13 protein-coding genes are annotated in these 13,370 nt (G+C 38.0%); all 13 read right to left on the bottom strand.

All coding sequences use genetic code 11. From position 1 onward, the window contains the following. Positions 1-154: 154 nt before the first annotated feature. A complete protein-coding gene (sigE, locus tag AC4E8C_RS07845; RefSeq protein ID WP_490211557.1) occupies positions 155-874 on the bottom strand; it encodes an RNA polymerase sporulation sigma factor SigE in 720 nt (239 codons plus the stop codon). A gap of 45 nt (positions 875-919) precedes the next feature. Further along, positions 920-1,861: a sigma-E processing peptidase SpoIIGA gene (spoIIGA, locus tag AC4E8C_RS07840; RefSeq protein ID WP_490211556.1), complete on the bottom strand. Its 942-nt coding sequence runs from the start codon at positions 1,859-1,861 to the stop codon at positions 920-922. Positions 1,862-2,083: 222 nt separating this feature from the next. After that, positions 2,084-3,217: a cell division protein FtsZ gene (gene ftsZ, locus AC4E8C_RS07835; protein ID WP_490211555.1), complete on the bottom strand. Its 1,134-nt coding sequence runs from the start codon at positions 3,215-3,217 to the stop codon at positions 2,084-2,086. Between the two features lie 35 nt (positions 3,218-3,252). Beyond that, complete coding sequence (gene ftsA / locus AC4E8C_RS07830; RefSeq protein WP_490211554.1) at positions 3,253-4,548, bottom strand: cell division protein FtsA; 1,296 nt, start codon at positions 4,546-4,548, stop codon at positions 3,253-3,255. A 118-nt stretch (positions 4,549-4,666) separates the two neighbouring features. Further along, positions 4,667-5,029, bottom strand: coding sequence for a small basic family protein (locus AC4E8C_RS07825; RefSeq protein ID WP_488328736.1), 363 nt, complete (start codon positions 5,027-5,029; stop codon positions 4,667-4,669). Beyond that, positions 5,029-5,760 (bottom strand): DUF881 domain-containing protein, encoded by a 732-nt coding sequence (locus AC4E8C_RS07820; protein ID WP_490211553.1) that lies wholly within the window; start codon positions 5,758-5,760, stop codon positions 5,029-5,031. Before AC4E8C_RS07820 ends, AC4E8C_RS07825 begins: the two co-directional genes overlap by 1 nt. A 44-nt stretch (positions 5,761-5,804) precedes the next feature. Beyond that, positions 5,805-6,515, bottom strand: a complete 711-nt coding sequence (locus tag AC4E8C_RS07815) for a DUF881 domain-containing protein (protein ID WP_490211552.1) — start codon at positions 6,513-6,515, stop codon at positions 5,805-5,807. Beyond that, positions 6,490-7,281, bottom strand: coding sequence for a cell division protein FtsQ/DivIB (locus tag AC4E8C_RS07810; RefSeq protein WP_490211551.1), 792 nt, complete (start codon positions 7,279-7,281; stop codon positions 6,490-6,492). Before AC4E8C_RS07810 ends, AC4E8C_RS07815 begins: the two co-directional genes overlap by 26 nt. A gap of 294 nt (positions 7,282-7,575) precedes the next feature. Further along, entirely contained in the window at positions 7,576-8,484 is a 909-nt protein-coding gene (murB, locus tag AC4E8C_RS07805; RefSeq protein ID WP_490211550.1) for a UDP-N-acetylmuramate dehydrogenase, read from the bottom strand. Positions 8,485-8,546: 62 nt separating this feature from the next. Then, positions 8,547-9,650 (bottom strand): undecaprenyldiphospho-muramoylpentapeptide beta-N-acetylglucosaminyltransferase, encoded by a 1,104-nt coding sequence (gene murG, locus AC4E8C_RS07800; protein ID WP_490211549.1) that lies wholly within the window; start codon positions 9,648-9,650, stop codon positions 8,547-8,549. A gap of 174 nt (positions 9,651-9,824) precedes the next feature. Continuing rightward, positions 9,825-10,889: a stage V sporulation protein E gene (spoVE, locus tag AC4E8C_RS07795; RefSeq protein ID WP_490212497.1), complete on the bottom strand. Its 1,065-nt coding sequence runs from the start codon at positions 10,887-10,889 to the stop codon at positions 9,825-9,827. Positions 10,890-11,038: 149 nt separating this feature from the next. Beyond that, positions 11,039-12,391 (bottom strand): UDP-N-acetylmuramoyl-L-alanine--D-glutamate ligase, encoded by a 1,353-nt coding sequence (gene murD / locus AC4E8C_RS07790; RefSeq protein WP_490211548.1) that lies wholly within the window; start codon positions 12,389-12,391, stop codon positions 11,039-11,041. Continuing rightward, positions 12,392-13,369, bottom strand: coding sequence for a phospho-N-acetylmuramoyl-pentapeptide-transferase (gene mraY / locus AC4E8C_RS07785; RefSeq protein ID WP_490211547.1), 978 nt, complete (start codon positions 13,367-13,369; stop codon positions 12,392-12,394). Between the last annotated feature and the right edge of the window lies 1 nt (position 13,370).

The raw sequence follows: 13,370 nt of genomic DNA, 5'->3' as shown, positions 1-13,370 counted from the left end.
CCTCACAGGAGTTGCTGTACAAAAAACAGTATCTCCCCGAGAAGGAAAAATATGCACCTGTCCCCAACCAGGGAGAGGTGCATAAATATAAAAAAGTGCATTAAAATCTTGAAAAACATGGTTTTTTGGTAGAAAAAATTTTCTAATTTCTGGTCTAAACCATTTTATTAAATTCTTTTCTTAATCTTTTAATGATTCTCTTTTCTAATCTTGAAATATAGGATTGGGAAATTCCAAGCATATCAGCGACATCCTTTTGTGTCTTTTCCTCGCCATTTGTAAGACCGAACCGAAGCTCCATAATTTGCTTTTCCCGATCTGTAAGCTGATGCAACGCTTTCGTTAGTAATTTTTTATCCACACTAGCCTCTAAATCCTTGGTAATAATGTCATCATCTGTCCCTAGTACATCGGATAATAACAATTCATTACCATCCCAATCAATGTTTAACGGTTCATCAAACGAGACTTCCGATCTTATTTTATTATTGCGTCTTAAGTACATAAGGATCTCATTTTCAATGCATCTAGATGCATATGTAGCAAGTTTTATCTTCTTTTCTGGATTGAAAGTATTTACTGCTTTAATCAAGCCTATTGTGCCAATACTTATTAAATCTTCAATGTTAATTCCTGTATTTTCAAATTTTCTTGCAATATATACAACAAGCCGAAGATTTCGTTCGATTAAAATGGAACGCGCCGCCTTGTCACCGCCAGGAAGTTTTTTTAATAACAATTCTTCCTCATCTTTATTTAATGGAGGCGGCAGCGCTTCGCTTCCGCCAATATAAAAAACTTCATCTGTTTTAAGTCCTAATTTCATTAACAATTTATACCAATAGTAAGATAAGCGAAGTTTCCATTTTTTCATGTATGTTCCTCCTTCTAAAATATCTTTTTCCCGAGTATAGTAATATTAACTTACCTGCACTATGTCTCCTTCTAGCTTAAACCCTGTCAGCATTTTCGGATGAACAATACATTGGAAAACATCATCAGCAGAAAGGGGCTGCATGGTGAAGGATACAAGGCCCTTTTCACAGGTATAATGACTACCCTTGTGTTCAATTAAAATGGAATCAGGTTTTATGGCAATAATGAGCTGATGCTCCTGACCAACTACCTTATAAGGTACCAACCGCATCTTGTGTTTCCAATCATCAGACATGTCCTGGCTACCCGTAATAAGCAAATCAGGATTGATAAGTGCCAGCTGTCTAACCGCTTCTGAGATCCCCTCTAATCGATTATGCAGAGAGACAAACATGACAGGCAGCTTTGATAATGGATCATATAGTTGGTTACCACTATCGACTAATCCTTTAAATTTCATCATTTCTCCATCCAATTTAATCGTAACGTTAACTATTTGATCAAATTGGATTTTAGTCATTTCCATACTTTCTACATTTTTTCTTGAGAATTGCCATGCAATCGGAAAACCTATTAGTATAAAAAGCCAGCTAATTGGATCGCCAAACCCTTTTGCACTAGACATAAGAACTTTTGTTGACAATAATAAATCAGATTGAATGAAATAATGGGTTCCCATTAATGCCCCGCCAATTAAAAAAGTAGAAACATAGAGTGTCATTAATGCTTTGAAAAAGAAAGTTAACCGCTTGTAGCCAAAAGCTACAACTACCATAAAGATGGAACAAATAAGTTTTGAAATGGGATGTGCTGAATAGACATTTAATGGCGTAAACGATAATAAAATAATCAACGAGCCAATAAATCCCCCTGCAAGTAACCTCCATAAACGGATACCTTTTTTTAGAAAAATAGCGGTTAAATAAAGGAGAAGGCTATCAAATAACAGATTAAGAGCCCAGATTACATCTACATATACAGTCAAGTGAGCTTCCTCCTTATTTCACAATGAAACGACCCTCATCATTCTATTCTTCTGTTTACGAAAAAGTATAACCTACTTTACTAGCGGAAGTGTGTCACTTTCTGTAATCAAAAAAACAGAAATTTCCACTATAAAGTACGGATTTTGTCATACTTATTACTATATCCATAATAAAAAGGCCTAGTTCCTTTGGAACTAGGCCTTCTTTATAGCAAATTGTTGTTATCTTCTCCGATTCCGATTACGAAGGAAGGTAGGAATATCTAATGCATCCTCTTGTGAAGTATTCGTATTGCGTACTGGTTCCTGCTGAACTTCCTCACGCTTATGTTCTCTTTTTACAGGGGTAGCAGGTGATTTCGCTTGTCCGAAAGACGGACGAGTTACTTTTGGCTGTACTACCTCTTCATTAAAGCCAGTTGCAATTACTGTTACAATGATTTCATCTTTCAATGTTTCATTGATGACGGAACCAAAGATCATATTGACTTCTTGGTCGGTTGCTGTTGCTACGATGTCAGCAGCTTCTTGAACTTCATAAAGACTTAAGTTAGCTCCACCTGTAATGTTCATTAACACACCTTGAGCCCCATCAATAGATGTCTCAAGCAATGGAGAATTAATAGCTTTTTTAGCAGCTTCCGTTGCGCGATTTTCACCAGCTGCAACCCCAATACCCATTAAAGCAGACCCTTTATTAGACATAATAGTTTTTACGTCAGCAAAGTCTAAGTTAATTAATCCAGGTGTTGCGATTAAATCAGAAATACCTTGAACACCTTGACGAAGGACATTATCAGCTTCACGGAAAGCTTCTAGCATTGGTGTACTTTTATCAACAATTTCTAATAAGCGGTCATTTGGAATAACAATCAGTGTATCGACAGCTTCTTTCATTGATCCGATTCCACCAGAAGCTTGATTGGAACGTTTTTTTCCTTCAAAAGTAAACGGACGTGTGACAACACCCACGGTTAAAGCACCAAGGTCACGAGCAATTTGCGCGATTACTGGTGCAGCACCAGTACCTGTACCGCCGCCCATACCCGCAGTAACAAAAACCATGTCAGCCCCACGTAAAGCTTCTTCAATTTGTTCCTTACTTTCTTCTGCAGCCTTTTTTCCAACTTCGGGATTAGCCCCTGCACCAAGTCCGCGAGTCAGCTTTGCTCCAATTTGCATTTTTACTTCTGCTTTAGAAAGATTTAATGCTTGGGCATCAGTATTTACAGCAATAAATTCGACACCTTGAACGCCATGTTCAATCATGCGGTTGACTGCGTTATTACCACCGCCGCCAACTCCAATTACTTTTATTGTTGCAAGAGAATCTAAATTTGTATCAAATTCTAACATGACAAATCCTCCTAATTCATCGATAACATTTTCGATTATTCGAAAAAGTAACCAAGGAATTTCTTTACTTTTGTTGACATCTTTTCTTCCGGATGTTTTTCTGTTTTTGTTTTAGATTGTTGTTGTTTAGGCATTCTTTTTTCGACTGGCTCTGAAACTGCTTGAGTTGACCCGATCGTACCGCCAGGTAACCTAGCATTCTTGTAAGCATATTTTATTAAGCCAACCGCAGTTGTATATTGAGGTTCTCTTACACCAATATAGTCTGGTGAGGCGATACGAACTGGATTTTGAAACATATCCTGTGCTAACTCCAGAACACCTTGCATTTTGGCTGTTCCGCCAGTTAGAACAAAACCACCAGGTAAATCATTGACACCTAAGCGTTTCAATTCCATTGCAACCAATTCAAGTACTTCTTCCATTCTAGCCTCGATAATTTCAGATACATAGAGTTGATTAAATTGTTGATGCTGGTCACTGCCAATTATTGGCACACTGAAAAATTCATCCTCTGAAGCATTATCATAGAATGCATGTCCATATTTCAACTTAATATTTTCAGCGTCCTCTGTAGAGGTGTGCAGGACTTTAGAAAGATCATTTGTTAGAAGATCTCCGCCAACTGGTATAACACTTGTAGCCTTTAAAAATCCTTCTTCAAATACAGCAATAGTAGTCGATCCACCACCAATATCAATAAGGGCAACTCCAAGATTCTTCTCGTCTTTTGACAAGGCGTAATCCCCCGCTGCCAATGGCTGTAAAATGATATCTAATATTTCAAGACCCGCCCGTTCTACACATCGCAGTGTATTAATGATAGTCGATTTAGATCCCGTTATGAGTGTTCCTTCCATTTCTAATCGAACACCAATCATCCCTCGAGGATCATTAATTTCATCTTTACCATCTAATATAAATTGCTTACGAATTACTCCGATATTTTCTCTTTCTGGTGGAATAGATCCCACATGCGCTGCTTCAATGACACGAATGACATCCTCATTCGTAATTTCGCGGTTTTGGCTGGAAACAGCAACAATGCCGTGACAGTTCTGGAGCATAATGTTGTTTCCGGATATTCCAACAACCACTTCACGGATCTCCATCCCAATCATTCGTTCTGCCTGTTCAATTGCCCGCTTAATAGAATGAACGGTGTCATCCATATCTACTATCGATCCTTTACGTAAGCCTTCAGATTTCACATTGCCAACGCCAATGATATTTAACGAGTCTTTACCCGATTCATTGACCATTTCACCAATGATTACTTTTACACTGGATGTACCGATGTCAAGACTAACATATATTTCATTGCTGTTCATTCTTTGGCACCTCCTTTTAATCTCCTTAGGTCGAACAACAATTCATTTGTTCAATAAGTTTCATAAGTAATATCTAATAAAATTATTCGTCACAACTACATATTTCCCTTTAAAAAAATCAACTTTTTTCTATTTTTTCTTTGTTTGTTGACCATTTTGTTAATAATATTCGTCTAATAACGGCAATATTTTGAAACAACCTGACTCCAAACGCGAAAACTGCTGCTAAATACAAGTCTACACCAAGATGAACACCGAGAAAAGCTAAACTTGCTGCAAGCATTATATTAAAAAAGAATCCTGAGACAAACACTTTTTCATCATAAATGTTTTGCAGATAGGCCCTGATTCCCCCAAAAAGTGTGTCGAAGGCTGCAAGTACAGCAATCGACAAATAATTGGAATATTCTTCTGGAATGCGGATTTCGGTTAATAATCCCAAAATGATTCCAATAACTAACCCCATAAACGGAAGCCACATTAGGAAGCGCCCCCTTCTTTGATTGGCTCCATATACTTGATACGGATGGGATTATCATAAGCAGGAATCGTTATATTAGCATTAGGGGCTGAAACATTCAGTCTTAAGCTTTCAGCAAAAAATTCATCTCTTGCTTTTGAGACCTTCATCCTATTCGATAGTTTATCAGCTGTACTCATATCATCGACGCCCACTTTAATTTCAATGGGCAAACTTTTAAGGGTGTGCCCGTCAACTTTTGTTTCCCCATTGATATCCCTTATGACAGTAGTATTAATTGTTCTTTGACCATCAATTGATACATATTTGGCTTCATACATATTCAGTTCATTCAGGAGCCTTTTTAGAAGTTCTGGTGATACCACCCTAGTAATTGAAACGCCCATTTGAACATCCTCAATCACCGGTTCAATCTCTAAGATGATCCCTGGGCCAGAAACCTCAGTTAACCCAGCCTCCATTTTCAATTCTTGCAGTGTATCTTTTAATGTCTGTTCTTTACTTTGTTTCCGCTTAGATTCATAAACTGCTAGTTTTTCTTCATTTGAACGAATTTCACTTAATAGGTTAGATTGCAATTCTTTTTCATTCAGCAGGGCTTCCCGAAGCTGCCAAACATCACGTGTGTCTCTTTCGACTGGCTTTTTTACTGTTTGGAATTGAATGGCGATCATAAATCCAACCAATGTTGCGATTAAGGTAAAACTTAGATTTAATTTGGGCTTGTCCACTTTTTTCACCTAACCTTTTAATGTCGTCATCCTGTGGACATAGATTAGCTACCTAAAATTGGATTTAAGATAATTTCATTATCCTTTTCAAGTGTAAAAACAATATTATCATTGACTAGTTGGTCTTTTACTCCCCCTGACAGATTTAAAGAAGAAATTAGAACGTCAGGTTCGCCAATTGCCGTAATAATAAAGGGCGCAGGATGGGGAACCCCGTCAACGGTAATAACTGGTCCATTACAAACAATATACGATTGACTTGTCAATCTTTGACCATTGATGGCAACTGCTGCTGCACCCGATATGTAAAGTTCATTTACCACTTTAAATACATGCTGTTCATGTACTAGGTAGTTGTTAACATTCTCTTCCTTAGGGTCATACGCACCATCGGATAGTGTTACCTTTATACCTTTTCCTTTAACCTTTACCTTTCCTAAAAACATACGATATTTTTCGGCATCTTCAGCAAGATTATGGAAAACTTGAGCTTCTTTAGCAAGATTTTTTTCATTTTTAAGCACCTTATCTTGCTTTTGATTTAATTCCCTTTGAAGTTTTCGATTAGTCTCCTCCTGAGCTATTAGTTGATTCCTTAGACCAAGAGTCTTCTCATATTGGTTGCCAGATAACCCAGGAGGTTCATTTTGTCGTTGCTTTTGGGTTAGGTGATAGGAAATAGCGATCATAAACCCTAACACAAGAAGAACTAGGGACAAGATGAAATGCTTACCTTTCACCTTTATCGGTTTCACCTTCTTTTTCCTCCACTTCTGGTTCAAATGCCTTAAAATACGAACCTACTTCGAGGTCAATAATTCCCTTTTTATTGGGATCCAGTTGACTAATGATGGAGGGATAATGAGCCATCTTATCTGAAAAACTTCTTAGCGTAGCACTTACCTCAAAGCCATCATTCATAAATAAGGAAATATGATACTGGTCAGTTTTTTTAGGAGAATAATGAATTTCAGAAATGGAGTTTAAAATTTCACTTGGAAGAATTTCTAACTCTTTTACCATTAAATTAAGGACTTTGCCTTCTTTGAAATCGAAAAGAATCGGAGAATTAACTGGGATTATTTCCGTCTTACTGTCTTTTATTACTTTTCCGGTTTCGACAATTGGGTAATAAATCGTTTGATTTTTTAGATAGGCAACTCTATTAAATTCTTTTACACGAATTTGAATGGTATTTGGCCAATAAATCTTTACCTCTGCTTTTTTAATTTCCGGTAAATCTTTTAGATTTGACGTAATCTGACTTTTTCTTATTTTCCAGATATTTGTCTTTTTAGTAATACCGCTTGCTTTAACTACATCAGTTTCGGAATATACTTCATTCCCTTTTACTGTAATGGTTCTCACATGGCTTAATGGGGATTGGGAATAAGCCACAATCATGATCATTGTAAAAAACAAAATTAGCAGGAGTACAAGCCGTCTGTTTGCTTTTCGCCTTCTTTGCTCCTTCAGCTTAGGAATACGATCCTCCAGAGCAACGATTTTACCTTTTTCCATTCATATATTCCTCCAAAAAAGAAAAGCGTTAAAGCTTTTGGGCTGGAACTAGACAGTGTGTTAATGGACAATGGTTCTTAAACTACCTAAAATAACAACCATAAGCTTGTCCACTATATTCTGAATGGGAACCGTAAAAGAGAAATAACGGCACGAAAATTCATGCCGTCTCTAATTTTCTTCCTAGCTTCCACCTATAATATTATCAGTAATTATAACACAATATTTGTCATTCGTAAGAGGTTTCTTACAAGAAAAGTAAGTTTTAAAGCAGGGGAACTACCCAGTTAATTTTTACTTTCGCCCGATAATTTCTACCTCTGTTTCCAGATTGATCTCATATTGATTGTAGATTGTATCCTTCACATACTGAATTAACGAAAGAACATTTTCAGCAGTAGCATTTCCGGCATTAACAATAAAATTTCCATGCATATCTGAAATTTTCGCGCCGCCAATACTGTATCCTTTTAGTCCAGCCTCTTCAATTAATTTACCAGCATAATTGGGAAGAGGATTTCGAAAAATGCTGCCCGCGCAAGGAAAATTCCATGGTTGAGTGACTTTTCGATAATCTTTATTTTTTTGCATTTGAGAGACAATAACAGCGCGGTCACCTTGGGAAAGCTCAAAAATTGCTTCAACAACAATTCCTGGACGTGTTTTCTGTAAAATCGATGTTCGATACGAAAACTCCATCTCTTCATTAGAAAGCCATTCTAACTTCCCATCATCAAATAATATATGTGCCTTTGTTAATATTTTGCTAATATCTGAGCCATGTGCGCCGGCATTCATATAAACAGCTCCACCGACTGACCCAGGTATCCCACTAGCAAATTCAAGACCTGCCAGCCCTTTTTTACTTATTAATGTCGAAAGACTAACAAGTGAGTGGCCGCCTCCAACTGTTACTAAAGTTTCATTAATCTCGAGATGGTCTAATCCAGAACCGAGTTTAATCACCGCCCCTTCAATCCCTTTATCGGAGACTAAAAGATTAGAACCTCTGCCGATTGCCCGCCACTTTATATGGTGCTTTTCTAACACACCCATAACCGTTTTCAAATTTTCTACAGAGGAAGGTTCAATAAAGAGATCCGCTGGCCCGCCTATTTTTATTGTAGTGTGATGAAGAAGAGGTTCATTTCTTTTCACTTTGCCAATATTTAAGTTTTGTAACTCCGCAACAATTGCGTCCAAATTTACCACCCTAACTTTTCAAGATGCGTTTTCTATTAGTTTATGCTAAAGATTTAATTGGGCTACCGCTGATTTGTGTTAACAAGCTGTTTCATAACTGAATATAATCTGCTTGCTGAATCAGGAACACCCATCTTTTTAGCTTTTAATTTCATTTCTTTTAAATTTTCTTTATTTAAAAGGATTCGATCAATATGTTCCACGAGACTTTTATTATTTAAATCCTTTTCAAGTAAAATTTTTGCTGCACCATGATCACTCAAAGATCGAGCATTTTTCTCTTGGTGATTATTGGTCACATAAGGGCTTGGCACTAGGATACTTGGAATTCCAAGTGAAGTAATTTCTGCCAGAGTTGTCGCTCCAGCTCTTGAAACTACTAAATCAATTCCGGCAAGAACTTCTGGCATATTATGAATAAATGGCTTTATTATAACATTTTTGGGATTCCCCACAAGTTCAACTTCTTTATGAACGGCCTCAAAATGGACATCCCCAGTAATATAAAGAATCTGATATGGTTTTTCAGCCAGTTCTGAAAGTGCTTTTACTACTGCTTCATTGATTGGTCGTGCACCACGGCTGCCACCAAAAATAAGGACTGCCGGCTTAGACGTACTAAGTCCCGCGGAGAGCCTTCCCTTAATCCCATCCTTCCCCATCACTTCAGAAGCACGAGGATTTCCCGTGAAAACAATCTTTTCCTTAGGGAAGTAGTCCTTTGCTTCGTCAAAACAGAGCGCAATTTTATTTACATACCTGCTTAAAAATTTATTTGTTAACCCGGGCACACTATTCTGTTCATGAATAATAGTCGGAATTTTAAGGCTTGCAGCTGCATATACAACAGGACCACAAACATATCCGCCTGTACCAATCACAACATCAGGCTTAAATTCTTTTATAATTTTTTTACTATCCCTCACACCTTTTATAAATCGATAAATCGTTTTAACATTTTCAAAGGATAGCTTTCTTTTAAAACCAGTAATATGGATGGATTTAAAAGCGATATTCTCCCTAGGGACTAATTTACTTTCTAAACCATTTATTGTACCGATATATAAAAACTCTGCACTTGTGTCTTCTTTCTGTATCTCCCTGATTAATGCGAGTGCCGGATAAATGTGTCCGCCAGTCCCGCCCCCACTTACTACTATTTTCATTTTCTCACCTCTAAAAAGTTGCTAAACACATTCTACTATAAAACCATAGGAAAAAAAGCGAAAGAAAAAAGATTGTTACGGAAATGTAATCTAATCCTGTAGATTTGACTAAGTCATTATTCTATTCGCGGTCCAATAAATAAAAAAACCCTGTTAGTGGACAGGGCATCATTTTTAAATTCTGGAATAACGGCTAATATTTAAGAGAACACCGATTGCCATTAGCATCAGAGTTAACGAGGACCCTCCATAGCTTAAAAAAGGTAACGTGATCCCTGTTACCGGCATTAGTCCTGTTACAACACCAATATTAATCATTACCTGAATGGCGACCATGGCAATAATTCCAACAGCGAGAAAGCTCCCGTAAAGGTCTGGCGCCCCCAAGGCGATCCGTATTCCTCTCCATAATAATAGAGCAAATAAAAGCAAGATGAATGAGCCGCCAATAAAGCCTAGTTCCTCGGAAAGAATGGCAAAAATAAAGTCGGTTTGCGGTTCAGGCAAGTAAAAAAACTTTTGCCGGCTTTCGCCAAGCCCAAGTCCAAATAATCCTCCTGGTCCAATAGCATAAAGGGACTGGATAATTTGAAACCCGCTCCCTAGTGGATCCGACCATGGGTCTAAAAACGAAGTGATCCGTTTAATCCTGTAGGGTGCTGAAGCGATTAGCCCAATAAAACCTGCTACACCGATAAGCCCAAGGAAGGCAAAATGGCTAATTCGTGCTCCAGCGATGAAAATCATCACTACACATGTACCCATCATGACAGTTCCAGTACCTAAGTCTGGCTGCAACATAATCATTGCAAAGGCAATAAATGCAAGACCTAAAGAAGGGATGAGCCCTTTCTTAAATGAGGTAATTAACTTTTGCCGCTCAGAAAGATATTTGGCTAAAAAAGCAATCATTGCCAATTTCATAAATTCTGAGGGCTGAATAGAAAAAGCACCTACTCCGATCCAGCTCCTAGACCCGTTCCGCACATTCCCAATCCCTGGAATTAAAACGAGGACCAATAGGACAAAACAGACAATTAAAATGGTCTTAGCCCAAGTTCTCCATGTCCAGTAATTGATATTCATAATAAAAAACATGGCTGCAATTCCAACTCCTGCAAAAAGGGTTTGCCTTTTTGCAAAGAAAAAGGAATCTTGGAATTTATATTCAGCCCAGACTGCACTTGCGCTGTATACCATAATGAGCCCGATTGCCAGCAGTGTAAATGTTACAATCATTAAAATAAAATCAGGAGTTGTTCTCTTTGTCGGCACCTCTATCCACCTCAACTACGAGTTTTAGGGCTCCGCACTATCAAAAGTTAACCTTAGATAATTGTCTAGCTTCAGCGCCCAAAGGGCGATGAAGCTTTTCGAAGGACAAGCCCTTACTTAAGCTTATGCACCGCTTCGATAAAAATGTCTCCTCGAACTTCAAAACTTTTATATTGGTCCCAACTCGCACAAGCGGGAGATAATAGAATGACGTCACCTGGTTCGGAGTATCGATATGCTTCTGGCACGGCCTTTTCAACATTATCGACACGACTAATAGATTTTATTCCGGCAAGATTAGCAACACGTTCAATCTTTGCAGCCGTTTGGCCAAATGTAACCAACGCTTTTACATGCTGCAGATATGGCAGCAGATTGTCAAACTCATTGCCTCGATCCAACCCGCCAGCAAGTAAAATGACCGGTCCCTTAAATGCTGACAACGCTTTGATGGTTGCTAACATATTAGTTGCTTTTGAATCGTTGTACACCTTTCTGCCGTTAACATTATCAACAAATTGCAAACGGTGCCTGACACCAGTAAAGGTTTGGAGTACTTGTTGAATGGCCGCATTTTCTACGCCTGATAATTTAGCAGCAGCCATTGAGGACAAGATATTTTCTAAATTGTGTTCACCTGGTAAGGCAATCTCACTGATTTCCATTACCTTTTCCTGATTAAACATAATCCAGCCGTTGCGGATAAACGCACCTTCTGTCAATTCCTTCTTTGTAGAAAAAGGAATGATACTGGCTTTCGAGTTTCGAGCGATTTCCATGGTTTCTTCTTGATCGGCATTAATAATTAAATACTCCAGTTCAGTCTGATTTTTCGTAATGTTTGCCTTTGCAGCGATGTATTCTTTTCTTGATCCATGATAGTCCAAATGGGCATCATAAATATTAGTAATGATAGCTATTTTAGGATTGAAATTGGTGATCCCCATTAATTGAAACGAAGATAATTCGATTACAATAGTATGATCTTCCGTTGCTTCTTGAGCAACACCAGAAGCAACCGTACCGATATTTCCAGCAATTAATGGCTGCTTCTTCCCTGCATTCAGCATTTCAAATACTAGTGTTGTTGTGGTTGTCTTCCCATTTGTACCCGTAATCCCTATAAATGGGGCTTCAGATATTTCGTAGGCAAGTTCCACTTCCGTAATAACGGGAATACCTTTTTCCAAGGCTCCCTCAATCATTGGATTAGAGTAAGGAATGCCTGGATTTTTTACAATTAGTTCAAACCCTTCATCAAGAAGTTCGATCGGATGTTCACCACAGATTACTTTTATTCCTTGCTCTAATAATCCTTGAGCCTCTGGGTTTTCTGATAATGGCTTCATATCATTAACTGTAACAAATGCTCCAAGCTTATGTAACAGGGCGGCTGCCGTAACACCGCTTTTAGCTAAACCAAGGACAAGAATTTTTTTATGACGATATGTTTTAATCTGTTTCACTTATAACCACACCTCAATATAGATACCTAGTATCGCGAATATTAGACCTACACTCCAAAATGTAACAACAACCCGCCACTCAGACCATCCAACTAATTCATAATGATGGTGTAATGGACTCATGCGGAAAATCCGTTTCCCCGTCGTCTTAAAGGATGCCACCTGTAAAATTACAGATAATGTCTCGATCACAAAAACACCGCCAATAATAATCAGCAAAAGCTCAAGTTTAGTTAGAATGGCAATAGCAGCAATAGCACCACCGAGTGCCAGCGACCCTGTATCACCCATAAAAACTTTAGCTGGATGGGCGTTAAATACTAAAAACCCTAACACAGCCCCCACTACAGCCACAGAAAAAACAGCAATTTCAAATTGATTTTGATTCCATGCTAAAACGGCAAATGCCCCAAATGCAATGGCTGCGGTGCCTGACACCAATCCGTCGAGTCCATCTGTTAAATTAACGGCATTAGAGAATCCAACCAGCCAAAAAATGACTAACAACACGAATGACCACCCTAAATCAAAGGAGTAGTCACCAAAAGGAAGCTTTATTTCTGTTGATTGCCCCGTATGTTTATAAATTAAATAAAAAATAACAGAAATGATAATTTGACCTAGGAGCTTTTGTTTTGATGTTAATCCTAAGTTCCTTTTTAAAACAACCTTAATGAAATCATCCAAAAATCCAAGCAGACCAAACCCAAAGGTCACAAATAACAGTAAAAATGCTGTAACCGGTATTTCCTCTGAGTATTTACCAATCATAACCAATGTGGAAATGATGATGGAAAATAAAATCATGACGCCACCCATTGTTGGTGTTCCTGATTTTTTTTGGTGTGATTTAGGACCTTCTTCCCGGATGCTTTGTCCAAATTTCAATCTTCTCAAGAAAGGAATAAAAATCGGAGACAGTAAAACCGATATAAGAAAGCCCATGAGTATTGTGAAAAAAATAACTTGCTCTTTCATT

The sequence above is a fragment of the Neobacillus sp. SRL179 genome (assembly GCF_984799095.1).
The sequence above is the reverse complement of the archived record's forward strand: the minus strand, read 5'-3'. Positions and strand labels throughout refer to the sequence as shown.